Here is a 15,802-nt window from a genome sequence, read left to right on the forward strand (position 1 = left end):
TGCCCTCAACAAGCAGACGGCAGGGAATGTGAGTGTGTATTAACACTCGCATTGCTTGCCAGTCTTGTGTGTGGCTATCCACACGCATTGCTTGCGCCTATATGTTTGACTTCCGGGACGGTATCGCATAGACCTGCGTTTCTTTCTGGTTTGACCCTATGATATTATGTTGATATGGGGTTGAATATTATCCTCTTATCTGATAAAATCAAGTTATACAGACAGGGGGTGTACTCTTGAAAGAAGTGGCAGAAAGATTGCGGTCTCTGCGGGAAAGTGTTAAGCTGTCCCAGGTTAAAATGGCCGAGATCGTCGGTGTCAAGCAATCCAGCCTGAACCGCTATGAGCTCAATCAGGCTTCACCGACCTTTGAAACACTTACCCGATATGCGGATTACTTTGATGTATCTATGGACTATATCTTTGGACGTACGGACAATCCTCAGGGCAAGCTGTATGAGTACAAGCCTAAAATTCAGCAGAACGACCCCCAGATGCAGAAGTTTGTGGAAATGTGCTTTGACCCCACATCTCCTATGAATGCGCGGCTCAAGGAAGCGCTACTGCAAATGCTTGGGGAGGCGAAACAATGAATGTTGTTATCTACGCCCGCTACTCCAGTCATAGCCAGACCGAGCAATCCATTGAGGGACAGCTCCATACCTGTTATGAGTATGCTAAAAACAACGGCTATCTTGTTGTTGGAGAGTACATTGACCGTGCGCAAAGCGGAACCACCGATAGCCGCGCCGAGTTCCAGCGAATGATTGCCGACAGTGACAAGCACACCTTTGAGGGCGTTCTTGTATATCAGCTTGACCGTTTTGCTCGCAACCGATATGACAGTGCCATCAACAAGGCAAAACTGAAAAAGAACGGTGTACGGGTGATCTCCGCACGGGAAAACATCAGCGATGATGCCAGCGGCATTCTGGTGGAAGGTGTTCTGGAAAGTATGGCTGAATACTACTCAGCGGAGCTTTCCCAAAAGATTCGCCGGGGCATGGAGATCAATGCACAAAAGTGTTTGGCCAATGGTAGCAATCCTGGTTTGGGCTATAAGGTGGATTCCGAACGTCGGTACTATGTGGATGAGGAAGAAGCAAAAATCGTTCGGGAGATTTTTGAACGGTATGCCAGTGGAGAAACAGTTGCAGACATTATCCGTGATTTGAACCGCAGAAAGCTCACGACTTCTCTTGGCAAACCCTTTAATAAAAACAGCGTCCACCGCATTTTGAACAACCGGCGTTACATCGGGTATTACCTCTACAAAGGACAGGAAACGCCGGGCGGTATGCCTCGTATCATTGAAGATGAGCTGTTTGAGCGTGTCCACTATATCCTTGATCGCAACAAAAAAGCACCTGCCCGAGCTAGAGGGCGGGAAGAGTATCTGCTCACCACAAAGCTGTTCTGTGGCTACTGCCGGGAGATGATGACCGGTTACGGTGGTACAGGAAAATCCGGCAAGACCTATCACTACTATGCCTGCAATAATTTCAAACGGCGCAAATGTAAAAAGAAGGTTATCGGTAAAGAGAGAATTGAGGATCGTGTGGTGTTGGAGTGCCGCAAGTTGCTGACAGATAGCAACATTGAGCGGATCGCAGCTTCGGTATCCGAGGTCTGTGAATCCAACCGGGACACTGCATCCATCAAACGCATCAGAGCTGCCATCCAGGAAGCAGACACCGCCATTGAAAATCTCTGGAAGGCGTTGGAGCGGGGACAGGCGGCCGACATGATTACTGAGCGGATTGAAAAACGCCAGCACGAAAAAGAGGAGCTGCAAGCACAGCTGGCTGTCGAGATGGCGAAGCAGGTGACTTTGACAGCACCCCAGGTTAGAGCCTATCTCTACTCGCTCAGGCAAGGAGACAAGAACGACGAGAACATAAAGCGTGGGATCATCAATATCTTCCTCCGGGCGGTATATTTGTATGATGACCGGTTCACCTTGGTTTTGAACGGCAGCGACAAGACAATCACAATTGATGACATCCTGCTGGACGAGATTGAGGAGGGACTTGAGGGTGACCTGACCAGCTGCGAAGGGTGTTCATCGTTGGTTGCGGACGCTCCACCAAAAAGAAAGACATGACCTTTGGTCATGTCTTTCTTTTTGGGTTCCAGCCGCCAAAGGCGGCTTCCACCCTTCGGTATTTGAATGCTCGGGGTCGGCAAAGCCGCCCCTGCGCCAAGGTTTTCCCCTGCGGTGAAAACGCTTGTGCGGCGCACTCGCGCCGCGGCCCAGAAGGGCCGTTTGGCGGTTCTTCTGCAATAGTCTCGTCCATCCAAAATATCGATTTCACCCCTCGCTTCCAAAAGCAAAAGGACATCCGGAAGGATGTCCTTTTGCTTTTGGTTCCGCTGCCAAAAGGGCGGCTCCGTACTTCGGCATTTGAATGCTCAGAACGGAAGAGCCGGCCCTCCGCCGGTCCGGTGGGATGCGGCCTCTGGAGAACGTTTATGCGGGACAGAATACGGATCTCCCGGGAAAGATCCTCACCCATTCTGGGCATCGATCTGCTCCTTCAGCTCGTTGAGATACACCCACCGCTCCGTCTTCTCCTCCAGGGCGGCCTCCAGCTCCGCCTGCCGGGCCTGGAGCTCCTGGAGCTTCACGTAGTCGCTGCCGCAGGCCGCCTGCTCCGCCTGGCAGGCGGCCAGGTCCGCCTCCAGCTGGGCCAGGTCGTCGTCGATGGTCTCGAATTCCCGCTGCTCCTTGAAGGAGAATTTCAGTTTCCGCTCCCGGGGCCGCTCCTGTGCGGGCTTGGGCTTTTCCGCCTTGGGGGCGGGGGCCTCCGCCTCCCGGCGCTTGGCCTGCCAGTCGGACCAGTTGCCGGTGAAGCGGTCGATCTCCCCGTCTCCCCGGACCTCGAAGATGGACTCCGCCAGCTTGTCCAGGAAGAAGCGGTCGTGGGACACCGCCAGAATGGGGCCGGGGAAGCCCTGCAGATAGTCCTCCAGGATGGAGAGGGTGGTCACGTCCAGGTCGTTGGTGGGCTCGTCCAGCAGCAGCACGTTGGGGGCCTCCATCAGCACGGACAGCAGATACAGCCGCCGCCGCTCCCCGCCGGAGAGCCGCCCGATGGGCACGGACTGGAGATCCCCGGGGAAGAGGAACCGCTCCATCATCTGGTTGGCGGAGAAGGTGCCCTCGTCGGTCTTTACCTCGTCGGCGATGTCGTGGATGAAGTCGTAGACCCGCTGTTGGAGGTCCAGCTCCCGGCCCTCCTGGGAGAAGTGGCCGATCTTCACCGTGGCGCCCACCTCCACCGTGCCGCTGTCCGGCGCCAGCTCCCCGGCGATCAGGTGGAGCAGGGTGGACTTGCCGGCGCCGTTGCGGCCCACGATGCCGATGCGGTCGTTCCGCAGCAGGTTGTAGGAGAAGTGGCTGACGATGGGCCGCCCGTCAAAGGACTTGGACACGTCGTGGAGCTCGATGATCTTCTTCCCCAGGCGGCTGGAGGCCGCCGCCATCTGGACGGCTTCGTCCGTCTCCGGCGCGTCCTGGTCCAGCAGGGCCTCGTACCGCTGGATGCGCTCCTTGGACTTGGTGGTGCGGGCCTTGCAGCCCCGCATGATCCACTCCCGCTCCACCCGGAGGATGGACTGACGCTTGCGCTCACTGGCCTCCGCCATCTCCTGCCGCTGCTCCCGCAGCTCCAGGTACTTGGAATAGTTGGCCTCGTAGTGGTACAGCTTTCCCCGGGAGAGCTCCGTGATGTGGTTCACCACCCGCTCCAGGAAATACCGGTCGTGGGTCACCATGACGAGGCCGCCCTTGAACCGGCGGAGCCAGTCCTCCAGCCAGGATACCATCTCGCTGTCCAGGTGGTTGGTGGGCTCGTCCAAAATCAGCACGTCCGCCGGGTGGATGAGGGCCGCCGCCAGGGCCACCCGCTTCCGCTGTCCGCCGGAGAGGGTGCCCACCTTCTGGGAGAAATCCGTGATGCCCAGCCGGTTCAGCATGGCCTTGGCCTCGTATTCGTTCAGTGCCCGGAACTCGGCGGGGAAGTGGAGAAAGACCTGCTCCAGCACGGTGGCGTCCTCATCCATCACCGGGTTCTGGGAGAGGAGGCTGATCTGGACGTTGGGGTTCCGGGAGATGGTGCCGCCGTCCGGCTCCGTGACGCCGGAGAGCACCTTTAGAAAGGTGGACTTGCCGGTGCCGTTGATGCCGATGACGCCCACCTTGTCCCCCTCGTTGAGGTAGAAGTTCACATCGTCCAGCAGCTGGCGGCTGCCGAAGTTGATGGAGAGATGTTCCGCGGATAAGAGCATGGAGGTTCCTCCTGAAAAAAAGCTGCATCCATTGTACCACGAAGAATGGTATTTGACCAGAGCCAAAACCCTTGCAAACAGGCCGGCGGCGGGGTACAATATCTGCAAAGCGGGAAGGAGGCCGTTATGCGAGAGATCCGACCCTTTGAACCCTGGTTCTTCATCTTGTTCGGTCTGTTTCACCTCCACCGCGTCAGGGGCCTGTGGGACCGGGAGGGCTACGCCGTCTTCTGGCTGGGGGTCCTGATGGAGCGAGGTGCTTTTTACTGGGCCCTGATGGCAGTGCTGGGCGGGATGTGTCTCTGGGCACTGGCGATGTTCTTCCGGCGGTTCCGGGAGCGGTGCTGGTGGCGGTGGGCCTATCTGTTCGGTGGTGGATATGTGCTGTTTGACCTGTTCGCCATCGTGGCGGAGCTGTCCTTTTGGCAGCGCCTGCTGGCGGCCATGTTCGATACGGCGGCCTGGTACTGGAATTGGCTCTGGGGCGCGTTCGCGGCCCTGGGCGCCGCCTGCCTGCTGTTCGGGATTTCTCTGCTGCGCAGAAGGAGAAGTGCCTGATGGAAACGATTTCATATACCCTGCCTCCAGAGTCCCCCATCCCCGCACCGCTTCCCCCGGGCGGCAGATTGCCGCCCCTACGGCGGGGAACGGGGCCGATCCGTCATCGATAAACGGGCCGACACACAGGCCGGCCCCTACGCTGTATTTTGGAAAAATTCCTAATTCCTCATTCCTAACTCCTAATTCCCACAGGGGGGTGCTTCCCAGTTGCCCACGATCCGCGCCATCGTCACGCCGGAACAGGACGGCGCCACCGTCCGCCACATCTTAAAAGCCGTCCTCCACGTCTCGTCCCACGCCATCTCCCGGCTGACCCGGACGGAGAACGGCATCCGGGTGAACGGAAAACATGCCCGTACAGTGGATCTCCTTCACACCGGCGACGTGCTGGAGGTGGAGACCGGCGACCACCGGCCGCCCCGGGTGCGGCCCACGCCGGGCGACTGGCCCCTGCCCGTCGTCTGGGAGGACGGCCACCTGCTGGTGGTGAACAAGCCCGCCGGCATGACGGCCCACGCATCTAACTTCCTGCCGGACACCCCCACCGTGGCAGGGGCCCTGGCCTGGCAGCGGGGCACGGACTTTGTGTTCCACCCGGTGAACCGGCTGGACAAGGGCACCACCGGCCTGATGGTGATCGCCAAGAGTGGCTACATCCACGACCGGCTCCGGTACGCCCTCCACACGGAGAGCTTCTACCGGGAGTACCGGGCGGTGTGCGTGGGCTGCCCGGAGCCGGTGTCCGGCACCATCGACGCCCCCATCGGCCGGGACCCCAATTCCGTGGTGGGCCGGTGCGTCCGGCCCGACGGCGCCCGGGCCGTCACCCATTATGAGGTGCTGGGGACGGAGGATGGGTTGTCCCTCCTGCGGCTGCGGCCGGAGACGGGGCGGACCCACCAGCTCCGGGTCCATATGGCGTCCATCGGCTGCCCTCTGGCCGGGGACTGGCTGTACGGAAGGGAGGACCCGGACCTGATCCCCCGGCCTGCCCTTCACGCTTACGCCCTGGAACTGGACCACCCGGTGACTGGGAAGCATTTATCCTTGACAGCGCCTATCCCGTCGGATATGGCCCGGCTGGTGCCGGGACTTTTGGCCGAAACAGCGCGCGCCGGAGAAAAAACTGACCATAAAATAGGAGGAGGTAGTTTATGTTAACTTGGAATGTCACCTATCACTGCAAGCCCGGCCAGCGGGAGGCCTTCTATCAGGCCCTCTGCGACCTGGGCGTCCGGGCCAACTCCCTGCAGGAGGAGGGCAACCTGAAGTACGACTACTTCTTCGCCGCGGAGGCCCCGGACGACCTGCTGCTGGTGGAGAGCTGGACCACGCCGGAACTCCAGCAGACCCACTGCCAGACGGAGATCTTCGGAAAGCTCCAGGCGCTGAAGGCGGAGTTCTGCGACAGCGTCCACATCGACAAGTTCGATCACTGAGCAACGAAAAGCGGGAGGCATCCAACCTCCCGCTTCTTTATGTTATGAGTGCTCTGCCGTGGTATCCAGCAGCTCCTGGAGCTCCAGGAAGAAGCGGGACAGGTGGAACCCGTCCGCCACGGCGTGGTGGATATTCAGGGAGACCGACAGGACCGTCCGCGCACCCTCCCGCTCATACTTTCCCCAGGTGACCACCGGGGCCAGATAGGTGCCGCTGTCAAAGATGTGCATATCAAAGCTGCGGTACCGGACCCAGGGCAGGCAGGACACGTCGAAGGTGTTGGGCGGCACGTCCGTCAGGTCGAAGTGGTCCAGGGCGGCATACCGCCGGCGGTCCTCCAGAAAGCGGCGGTGGAAGGTCTCCAGGTCTGTGTCAAAGGGCGTCACCAGCTTCACGAAGGTCTCCCGGTCCGGGTGGAAGTGGGCGTAGTAGGGTTCGATCCGGTCCCAAAGGACCAGCCGCCCCCGCTTATCCCAGCCGTACCGGAACTCCGCATGGGCGTTGAGCACCTTGGATACCGCCCAGATCATGGCGGGATAGAAGGAAAAGCTGCCGGAGCGGAGCCGGCCCAGGAACCGGGACACCTCCATGTCCACGGTCAGGCTCATGACACAGCGCAGGTCGTCGATAAAGTGCCGGAACACGGGCCCCCGGTCCCAGGCGTCCAGGTCCACCACTGTGTGGGTGGGGATCAAATTGTCGTTCATAAAAGCCTCCTAAAATCGATTTGGTATTTTAGGAGGCGTCATCCAGTCCACGCTTCACAGGGCATCCTCCCCTCTGAAAGATACCACCATTTTATCCGGCATGGACCGGGAAGTCAACCAGAGGGACCTCTTGACAATTCCGCCCCGGCGCCCTATCCTGAAAAGGCAATATTCGACAGGAGGGACTGCCATGGAGACAGGCCTTTGGAGACAGTTTGACCGGATCGTGGTATTCGACACGGAGACCACCGGCATTGAATTTGGACAGGACGAGATCATCGAGCTGGGGGCCGCGGCCTTTTCCCCGGCGGGGGAGACCGGCAGCATGGACCTGCTGATCCGCCTGACCCCGGGGCGGACGCTGCCGCCTTTCATCACCCAGCTCACCGGCATCACGCCGGAGCAGCTGGAGCGGGAGGGCGTGGAGAAGACCGACGCCTGCACCGCCTTCTGCGATCTGCTGGGGGAGGGAGAGCGGACGCTGCTGGCGGCCTACAACGCCCAGTTCGATTTGAACTTCCTCTATCACTTCCTGCGGCCCTTCGGGCAGGTGGGGATCCTGCGGGCGCCCCGGTTCCTGGATGTCCTCACGGTGTACCGGGACCGGCGGGACTACCCCCACAAGCTCAGCGACGCCATCGCCGCATACGGCCTGGAGGACCAGGCGGTGAACAGCCACCGGGCGGTGGACGACGCCCGGGCGGCGGCGTTTCTGCTGGACGCCATGGCGGCGGAGCGGGACGACTTGGATCGATACATAGACCTGTTCGGCTACTCCCCCAAGTACGGCGTCTCCGGCCGCAGGATCGGCTCTGTGACCTACCGGCCCCAGTCCTACCAGCGGCTGCATCCCCTGTATGAAGTGACAGAAACTGTGTGAAATATTTGTGAATTTTTGCGGGGGCCCCTTGCAATATGACAACTTGTCAGCTATGATAGGCGACAGGTTGTCATATTTCTTTTTTGCATTCGCCGGAAACCCCTTGACCTTCCCCCGGCGGGAAGGTGTAGGATGGGACGGCGGCGCTGAAGAAAACGGACCTTCCATTTCGTATGAGAAAGGATGAGGCGACGTGCCGAGCAGCACCTTTTTAAATCTGCCGGCGGAAAAGCAGGAGAAGCTGTTGAAGGCGGCCACCCGGGAGTTCTCCCACCGGCCGTTCAATGAGGCGTCCATCAATCAGATCATCAAGGAAGCAGGCATCCCCAGAGGCAGCTTCTACATGTATTTTCAGGATAAGGAGGACCTGTTCCGCTATCTGCTGAGAGGCTATGTGGATCAGCTCTTCATGCTGCTGGAGGAGTTTCTGCTGCAAAACGGCGGAGACATTTTCCAGGCGCTGCTGGCGCTGTATGACTATGTCCAGACAAGGACCGACCAGATGGACCTGGGCGAGATCGGCGCCATGATCGGGATCATCCGGTGCAACAGCGGGATGCAGAAAAACGGCCTGCTGGAAATGCTGGATCCGGAGGTGATCCTGCGGCGTCTGGGCAGTGCGGTGAACCAGGACCTGCTGGACCTGCGGAGGGACCGGGACTTGGGCGATATCCTGGGGGCGCTGCTGGTGGTGGCGGCTCCCATGATCTACACCGGCCTGCAGGCCGGTGGCGATCCCGCTCTGCGGGATCGCCTGGAGAATATCCTGAACATCTTCAGACGCGGCATGGGAAAGCAGCCCACCGCAGAAATCGAGAACAAGGAGACTACATACCATGGAAACTGAATGGATGAATGAGACCTCTGCGGAGCCGCAGAGCGCACCTGCGCCGGAAAAGCAGGAGAAAAAGAAGTTCTCTCTGAAAGGCCTTGGCGGAAAGAAAAAGAAACGCTGGCTGAAGATCCTCATCGTCCTGGTGGTCGTGGCGGCCGTCGTGGTGGGCTGCGTGTCGAATATGACGAAAAACGTCAATAACCAGCTCAGCAGCAGTTATCTGGTGGCCACTGCTGCCCGGCAGGATCTGACGGTCAGCGTCTCCGGCACCGCCACACTGCAGCCAGCGGACTCCTACAACGTCACCACGCTGCTGTCCGGCGACATCGTCAGCGCCCCCTTTGAGGAGGGCGACCTGGTGGCGAAGGATACCCTGCTGTACACCATGGACAGCAGCGATGCCCAGGACTCCATGGACCGGGCCCAGATCTCTGTGCAGCAGGCCCAGCTGGCCTATCAGCAGGCACAGGAGGCCCTGCATCCCACTGCCACCATCTCCGGTACGGTGAGCGAGATCTACGTCCATAACGGTGAGAGCGTCAACGCGGGGGCCCAGCTGGCAAAGATCGTTGCCAACACAGAGCTGTCCATCGATTTTCTGTTCCCCTTCGCCGCTCCCAGCGATTTCTATGTGGGGCAGTCTGCCACGGTGTTCGTGGACGGATACGCCGGCTCTCAGATGGGCACGGTGACCTATGTGTCCAATTCCTCCACCATCACCAGCAACGGCAAGCAGGCCGTGTCGGTCCGGGTGCGGCTGAACAACCCCGGCGCGGTCTCTGACGCGGTCACTGCCTCCGCCGTCATCGGAAATTACAGCAGCTACGGGCAGTCCCCGGTATCCATGCCGGCATCCACCATCGTGTATGCGGCCGGCTCCGGCACGGTGAACGACTTTACCAAGCTGGCCGGCAGCACGGTGACGAAGGGCGAGGTGCTGTGCACCGTGGAGTCTGAGACCATCCGGGATCAGATCGAAAACGCCCGGCTGAGCCTGCAGTCCGCACAGCTCAGCGCCAGCACCGCTGCGGATTCCGTGGATGACTACAATATCAAGTCTCCCATTTCCGGCACGGTGATCGAAAAGAACTTCAAGGCCGGCGACAAGGTGGACGGCGCTTCCTCCGGCACCCTGGCCGTCATCTATGACCTGAGCTATCTGAAGCTGGAGATGGCCGTGGCTGAGCTGGACATCGGCAAAGTTGAGGTGGGCCAGAGAGTGGAGATCACGGCCGACGCTCTGGAGGGGCAGACCTTTGAGGGCGTGGTGGATAAGGTCAGCATCAACGGCACCACCACCAACGGCTTCACCAACTACCCGGTGACGATCATCATCGAAGACTACGGCGACCTGAAGCCGGGCATGAACGTCTCCGCGGAGATCATCGGCGAGGAGATCCCCAACGCCCTCTGCATCCCTGTGGATGCGGTGGACCGGGGCAACACCGTGACGGTGCCCGGCCCCGGCGCCCTGAATGAGGACGGCACTGCCGTGGTGGACATCACCAAGCTGGAGACCAAGGAGGTCACCCTGGGCCGCAGCGACGACGAGTACATCGAGGTCACCGGCGGCCTGGAGGCTGGCGATGTGGTCCTGATCAGGAACCAGGCCTCCACGTTGATGGATATGATGATGGGAGGCTGATCCCATGGGCCATCTCATCGAGCTGAAAAATGTCTATAAGATCTACCAGATGGGAGAGGAGACCGTCCATGCCCTGGACGGCATCGACCTGACGGTGAATCAGGGAGAATTCGTGGCCATCGTGGGCTCCTCCGGCTCCGGCAAGTCCACAGCCATGAACATCATCGGCTGCCTGGATGTGCCGACTTCCGGAAGCTATCATCTGGGAGGGATCGATGTCTCCACCATGGAGGATGACCAGCAGGCCGAGATCCGCAACAAGATGCTGGGCTTCATTTTCCAGCAGTACAACCTGATCCCCAAGCTGACGGTGCAGGAGAATGTGGAGCTGCCGCTGCTGTATGCCGGCGTCTCCTCTGAGGAGCGCCATGAGCGGGCCATCCAGTCCCTGGAGCGGGTGGGTCTGGCCGACAAGCGGAAGAACCTGCCCAGCCAGCTCTCCGGCGGCCAGCAGCAGCGGGTGTCCATCGCCCGGGCCCTGGCGGGCAAGCCGTCGGTGATCCTGGCCGACGAGCCCACCGGCGCCCTGGACTCCCGGACGGGCCGGGAGGTGCTGCGATTCCTCCAGAAGCTGAATCAGGAGGGGGACACTGTGGTCCTCATCACCCACGACAACTCCATCGCCGTCAGGGCCAAGCGCATCGTGCGCCTTCAGGACGGCCGGATCATCTACGACGGGGACGCCAGCGATCCCCAGGCAGTGGTCCAGCCCCAGGAGGACGACGCCGGAGAGGAGGTCCTGGCATGAATTTCACCCAGTCCTTCAAGCTGGCCATCAAGTCCCTGATGCTCAGCAAGATGCGGGCCCTCTTGACCATGCTGGGCATCATCATCGGCGTGGCGGCCGTCATCATCATCACCAGCCTCGGCAACGGCATGCAGAACTACATGAACGCCCAGTTCGAGCAGCTGGGCTCCAACCTGATCCAGGTGATGGTCTATGGCCGGGGCGAGGAGAGCACCCGGGACGTGAGCCCGGATGACATGTACGCGCTGGTGGAGAAGTACCCCCAGTATCTGTCCGGCGTCTCTCCCTATGTCACTGCCTCCGCCAATGTCCGGCAGGGGACGGAAGATTTTGAGCGCACCTCTGTCTACGGCGTCAGCGAGGCCTTTTACCGGGACGACACCCAGAAGACCATGCAGGGATCCACGTTGGAAGAGGGACGATTCCTCCGCTACATCGACGTGGAGCGGCAGCAGAACGTATGCGTCATCGGCTCCTACATCGCGGAGAATGCCTTCCAGGGGGATCCGCTGGATCAGGAGATCTCTATCGGCGGCGTGCCCTACAAAGTTGTGGGCGTCCTGGCGGAGAGCGGCGACAGCAGCGAGGGCAGCGGAGATGATGTGATCTACATCCCCTATGCCAGAGCCCAGCGGATGGGCGGCGGATTCGGCGATATGTACCTGATGACCAGCACCGACCGGGATACGGCGGCCACGGCCAAGGGCATCATCGAAAACCGGCTGCTGGATATCTACGAGTCCTCGGACGCCTATATGGTCATGACCTCTGCGGAGATGATGGATGCCATGGACTCCATGCTGAACACCCTGATGATGATCCTGATCCTCATCGCGGCCATCAGCCTGCTGGTGGGAGGCATCGGCATCATGAACATCATGCTGGTATCCGTCACGGAGCGGACCCGGGAGATCGGCATCCGGAAGTCCCTGGGCGCCAAGTGCCGGGATATCCGCAGCCAGTTCATCATCGAGGCCGGGACCACTTCCGCCATCGGCGGAGCCATCGGCATCGCGGTTGGCATCATCATGGCCAATGTGCTGACCAACGTCATCGCCCTGGTGCTGGGCACCGGGAACGACGGCTTTGTGGCTGTCCCGACGGCAGGCGGCATCGGCGTGGCCTTCGGCGTCTCTGTGGCGGTGGGCATCCTGTTCGGATACCTCCCCGCCAACAAGGCGGCAAAGCTGAATCCCATCGACGCGCTGCGCTACGACTGAATCCAGAAAGAGAGACCGGGAGACCGGTCTCTTTTTCGCGGTGCGGCAGCTGAAAAAAATTTTTGCTCCCTCCAAACTTTTCCCGCTCCAAAAGCGTCTATAAGACAGAACGAACAGAAAGGACCATAAAACGTGTCGCGTATCTTGGAAAAACAGCTGACCGACTATTTGGTGACGGATCAGGCGCGGTTCTACCGGCTGGCTTACAGCTATCTGAAGGACAGGGAAGAGGCCCTGGACGCGGTGCAGACCGCCGTCTGCAGGGCACTGGAAAAGCAACATGAGCTGAAAGACTCGGAAGCACTCCGTGCGTGGTTCTATCACATCCTGGTCAACGTGTGCATGGACGTCCTTCGCAGACGCAAACGGGTGATGCTGGTCCCGCCGGAGGCTCTGGACACCGGCAGCTATGAGGATCCGATGCCCTCGGACGGGACACTGGCCCAACGGGTGGATGCCCTGCCCCCGGAGGTGGGGACCATCATCAAGCTGCGGTTCTATGAGGACCTGTCCCTCAAAGAGATCAGCACGGTGACCGGCTGCAACCTGAACACTGTGAAGACGAGACTGTATGCGGGACTGAAAAAACTTCGCGTATCAATGGAAGGAGCAGAAGAACGATGAACGAATTCAAGCATGCAAGAGACGAGTACGAGTCCACCCCCATTCCGGAGGAGCTGGACAGCCGGGTCCGCGCCGGCATCCGGCAGGGCGAGATGGGCAGCCGCACCAAGCGGCACGGCTTCCGCTGGGGCATCGGCGTGGCAGCTGCCTGCATGGTGATGGTCGGCGGCCTGAACGTGTCCCCCACCTTTGCGGCGGCGGCATCGGATGTTCCGGTGCTGGGCGGGCTGTTCCAGATCCTGACCGTGCGCAACTATGACGCGGAGGACGGCCAGGTGAACCAGCACGTCTCTGTGCCCGAAGTGGACGCCGAGGGCGACCTTGCCCAGCAGGTGAACGCGGAGATCCAGGAGCGGGTGGATGCCCACCTGGCCCAGGCTCAGCAGGTCTGGGAGGACTATCATGACGCCTTCATCGCCACCGGCGGCACGGAGGACGAGTGGAGCCAGCGTGAGATGAACGTGGATGTCAATTATGAGATCAAGAGTCAGACGGACACCACCGTCTCCTTCGTGGTCACCATGACCCAGGACATGTTCGACGCCTACAATGAGCAGACCTACTACAACCTGGACATCGCCGCCGACAAGGACATCACCCTGGCGGACGTGCTGGGCGAGGACTGGGTGAACATCTGCAATGCCGCTGTCCAGACCTATATCGACCAGGATACCACCGGCCTGTTCTTCAGCGCAGACGAGGGCGGCTTCACGACCGTGGATGAGGCCACTTCCTTCTACCTGAATGAGGACGGCTCTGTGACGCTGGTGTTCCCCGAGTACACCATCGCCGCCGGCGCTGCCGGGATCGTGGAGATCCCCGTGGCGGGCTGAGCAGGATCAGAAACAGGCGGACCGCAGCGCTGCGGTCCGCTTGTTTTCTGCCGTCGGGACGATGTCGGCCTGAAAAAGACGCCCGGGCCGGAGACGGCGCCTGCGGAGATTCTTCCGTTGCAAACCCCGCCGGAAGGGTGTATGATGGTGGCATCAATCAGAACGGAGGGACTCCTGATGCCTATTTATCGCAGTGTCACAGAGCTGATCGGCCGCACGCCCCTGCTGGAGCTGTGCAATTATGAGCGGAACCATGGCCTGCATGCCACCCTGCTGGCCAAGCTGGAGTGCATGAACCCTGCCGGCAGCGCCAAGGACCGGGTGGCCGCCAACATGATCGCCCGGGCGGAGGAGTCGGGGCAGCTGGCCCCCGGCGGCACCATCATCGAGCCTACCTCCGGCAACACCGGCATCGGCCTGGCCGCCGCGGCCGCCGCCAAAGGGTATCACGTGATCCTCACCATGCCGGATACCATGAGCGTGGAACGCCGGGCCCTGATCGCCGCCTACGGCGCCGAGATCGTCCTGACGCCGGGGGCGGACGGCATGTCCGGCGCTGTGGCCAGGGCGGAGGAGCTCCACCGGTCCATTCCCGGCAGCATCATCGCCGGGCAGTTTGAAAACCCCGCCAACCCGGAGGCCCATGAGAAGACCACCGGCCCGGAGATCTGGGCGGACACGGCGGGAACGGTGGACATCTTCGTGGCCGGCGCCGGCACCGGCGGCACCGTCAGCGGCGTGGGCCGCTACTTGAAGGCCCAGGATCCGAATATCAAGGTCGTGGCCTTTGAGCCCGCCTCCTCGCCCCTGTTGACGGAGGGCCGCGCGGGCCCCCACGGCCTCCAGGGCATCGGCGCCAACTTCGTGCCGGAGAACCTGGACCGGACCGTCCTGGACGAGATCCTCACTGTCACCGACGCGGACGCCTACGCCGCCGGCCGGGAGCTGGCCCGGACAGAGGGCATCCTGGTGGGGATCACCTCCGGCGCTGCCGTGTGGGCGGCGGCCCAGCTGGCAATGCGGCCGGAGAACGCCGGCAAGACCATTGTGGCCCTGCTGCCGGACAGCGGCGAGCGGTATCTCTCCACCCCCATGTTCCGGGATTGAATCCAAAAAAAGAAGCCCGGGAGACGTCCTGTGATGTCTCCCGGGTTTCTTTTTGCGTTTACTCAGCATCCATGGCGTCCCGGAGCCGGTCAGTGATGGCTCCCTCAAAGAGGCGGGTGGAGTGCCCGTGAAGCGTCTCCAGCGCGCCGGCGGCCAGGGTGCAGGGGGTGTTGCCGTTCATGGACAGGTCCATGTCGAAGAGGAACTTTACCTCCGGGTCCTGAGGCGCCCCGGGGGCGTTCCGCTTCACCACGCCGGGGCCGGCGTGGATCTTGGCCCGGCAGCTGGAGTCCAGCTTCAGCGTCAGGTCACAGCCGCAGTTGAGGAAGCGGTCCTCCGCAATGGACGTGTCCTGCATGGGGGCGGTGTAGGCGGGGGCGAACAGCTCCGACCACCGGACGCCCTCCAGCCCCAGCCGGGACCGGGAGAAGACGTTCACATACCGCAGCCCCACCCGCAGGAAATAGGCGGGCTTGTACAGGCGGATGAAAGCCGCCAGGGGCTTGTCCAGATGAAGGGCGAATTCCTCCCACCCGGGATAGCGCAGGGTGGACAGGGCGATAAAGTCCTTGGTGAGATTCAGCTTCCACTGGTTGTCCTCAGAGACAAAGTTGTAGTTGGTCACCGGGGGCTGCTGCTCCACTTTGGGGTTTGGGCCGCCCAGCCCGGTGATCCGGGGCGGCGCAGCGTCCTGCCGCCGGGCGTACTGGGGAAATTCTGCGCGGATGGCCTCCTGAAAGTCGGCGGGCTCCACGGTGTTGATGGTGAGGATGGACGGAAACCGCAGCTGGCAGATGACCTCGTGGGCCGGGGCATTGCGGTAGTGGGTCCGGGGATGATCGGAAAACAGCATGTGGCTTGCTCCTTTATCACTTGATGGTCCCATTTTAGTCCCCCGGCGGAGAAATGTCA

Annotated in this window: 16 protein-coding genes; 13 read left to right on the top strand and 3 right to left on the bottom strand. The window is 61.0% G+C overall.

The genetic code is table 11. The features are described from left to right. Nucleotides 1-245: 245 nt before the first annotated feature. Together H9X91_RS04155 and H9X91_RS04160 are read left to right on the top strand one after the other, a co-directional pair. Nucleotides 246-593, top strand: a complete 348-nt coding sequence (locus H9X91_RS04155) for a helix-turn-helix domain-containing protein (protein WP_338111942.1) — start codon at nucleotides 246-248, stop codon at nucleotides 591-593. Beyond that, nucleotides 590-2,104 carry a recombinase family protein gene (locus H9X91_RS04160; RefSeq protein ID WP_204802823.1) on the top strand — a complete coding sequence of 505 codons (1,515 nt, stop codon included), beginning with the start codon at nucleotides 590-592 and terminating at the stop codon, nucleotides 2,102-2,104. The genes H9X91_RS04155 and H9X91_RS04160 overlap by 4 nt, the downstream gene beginning before the upstream one ends. Before the next feature lie 404 nt (nucleotides 2,105-2,508). Here the strand turns inward: H9X91_RS04160 and H9X91_RS04165 are convergent, their stop codons facing one another. Continuing rightward, a complete protein-coding gene (locus H9X91_RS04165) occupies nucleotides 2,509-4,290 on the bottom strand; it encodes an ABC-F family ATP-binding cassette domain-containing protein (RefSeq protein ID WP_204802825.1) in 1,782 nt (593 codons plus the stop codon). A gap of 126 nt (nucleotides 4,291-4,416) precedes the next feature. On the opposite strand from H9X91_RS04165, the gene H9X91_RS04170 reads away from it, so the two are divergent. The 3 genes from H9X91_RS04170 to H9X91_RS04180 all read left to right on the top strand — a co-directional run bounded on the left by H9X91_RS04170 (nucleotide 4,417) and on the right by H9X91_RS04180 (nucleotide 6,290). Then, the gene (locus H9X91_RS04170; RefSeq protein WP_204802827.1) at nucleotides 4,417-4,848 is read left to right on the top strand and encodes a hypothetical protein; all 432 of its coding nucleotides are present in this window, start codon (nucleotides 4,417-4,419) and stop codon (nucleotides 4,846-4,848) included. 210 nt (nucleotides 4,849-5,058) lie between these two features. Then, complete coding sequence (locus H9X91_RS04175; protein ID WP_204802829.1) at nucleotides 5,059-6,012, top strand: RluA family pseudouridine synthase; 954 nt, start codon at nucleotides 5,059-5,061, stop codon at nucleotides 6,010-6,012. Continuing rightward, nucleotides 6,006-6,290: a putative quinol monooxygenase gene (locus tag H9X91_RS04180; RefSeq protein WP_204802831.1), complete on the top strand. Its 285-nt coding sequence runs from the start codon at nucleotides 6,006-6,008 to the stop codon at nucleotides 6,288-6,290. The genes H9X91_RS04175 and H9X91_RS04180 overlap by 7 nt, the downstream gene beginning before the upstream one ends. A 42-nt stretch (nucleotides 6,291-6,332) precedes the next feature. On the opposite strand, the gene H9X91_RS04185 is transcribed toward H9X91_RS04180, so the two are convergent. Further along, nucleotides 6,333-6,998 (bottom strand): CatA-like O-acetyltransferase, encoded by a 666-nt coding sequence (locus H9X91_RS04185; protein ID WP_243414415.1) that lies wholly within the window; start codon nucleotides 6,996-6,998, stop codon nucleotides 6,333-6,335. 190 nt (nucleotides 6,999-7,188) lie between these two features. Here H9X91_RS04185 and H9X91_RS04190 point away from each other — a divergent pair, with 190 nt between their 5' ends. From H9X91_RS04190 to cysK, 8 genes are all read left to right on the top strand, one after another. Then, nucleotides 7,189-7,878, top strand: a complete 690-nt coding sequence (locus tag H9X91_RS04190; protein WP_204802833.1) for a 3'-5' exonuclease — start codon at nucleotides 7,189-7,191, stop codon at nucleotides 7,876-7,878. Between the two features lie 193 nt (nucleotides 7,879-8,071). Next, the gene (locus H9X91_RS14560; protein WP_204802835.1) at nucleotides 8,072-8,725 is read left to right on the top strand and encodes a TetR family transcriptional regulator; all 654 of its coding nucleotides are present in this window, start codon (nucleotides 8,072-8,074) and stop codon (nucleotides 8,723-8,725) included. After that, on the top strand, nucleotides 8,715-10,358 hold the full coding sequence (locus H9X91_RS04200; protein ID WP_204802837.1) for an RND family efflux transporter: 1,644 nt from the start codon (nucleotides 8,715-8,717) through the stop codon (nucleotides 10,356-10,358). The genes H9X91_RS14560 and H9X91_RS04200 overlap by 11 nt, the downstream gene beginning before the upstream one ends. Nucleotides 10,359-10,362: 4 nt before the next feature. Continuing rightward, nucleotides 10,363-11,106 carry an ABC transporter ATP-binding protein gene (locus H9X91_RS04205; RefSeq protein WP_204802839.1) on the top strand — a complete coding sequence of 248 codons (744 nt, stop codon included), beginning with the start codon at nucleotides 10,363-10,365 and terminating at the stop codon, nucleotides 11,104-11,106. Then, complete coding sequence (locus H9X91_RS04210) at nucleotides 11,103-12,326, top strand: ABC transporter permease (protein ID WP_204802841.1); 1,224 nt, start codon at nucleotides 11,103-11,105, stop codon at nucleotides 12,324-12,326. Before H9X91_RS04205 ends, H9X91_RS04210 begins: the two co-directional genes overlap by 4 nt. Nucleotides 12,327-12,458: 132 nt before the next feature. Beyond that, complete coding sequence (locus tag H9X91_RS04215; protein WP_295692408.1) at nucleotides 12,459-12,950, top strand: RNA polymerase sigma factor; 492 nt, start codon at nucleotides 12,459-12,461, stop codon at nucleotides 12,948-12,950. Beyond that, a complete protein-coding gene (locus H9X91_RS14565; protein ID WP_204802843.1) occupies nucleotides 12,947-13,783 on the top strand; it encodes a DUF3298 domain-containing protein in 837 nt (278 codons plus the stop codon). Before H9X91_RS04215 ends, H9X91_RS14565 begins: the two co-directional genes overlap by 4 nt. A gap of 174 nt (nucleotides 13,784-13,957) precedes the next feature. Beyond that, nucleotides 13,958-14,890, top strand: a complete 933-nt coding sequence (gene cysK / locus H9X91_RS04225; protein WP_275552509.1) for a cysteine synthase A — start codon at nucleotides 13,958-13,960, stop codon at nucleotides 14,888-14,890. A 58-nt stretch (nucleotides 14,891-14,948) separates the two neighbouring features. Here the strand turns inward: cysK and H9X91_RS04230 are convergent, their stop codons facing one another. Then, the gene (locus H9X91_RS04230) at nucleotides 14,949-15,743 is read right to left on the bottom strand and encodes a TIGR04255 family protein (protein ID WP_204802848.1); all 795 of its coding nucleotides are present in this window, start codon (nucleotides 15,741-15,743) and stop codon (nucleotides 14,949-14,951) included. Nucleotides 15,744-15,802: the final 59 nt, after the last annotated feature.

The organism is Oscillibacter valericigenes (genome assembly GCF_016902445.1).
GTDB classification, from domain to species: domain Bacteria; phylum Bacillota; class Clostridia; order Oscillospirales; family Oscillospiraceae; genus Oscillibacter; species Oscillibacter avistercoris.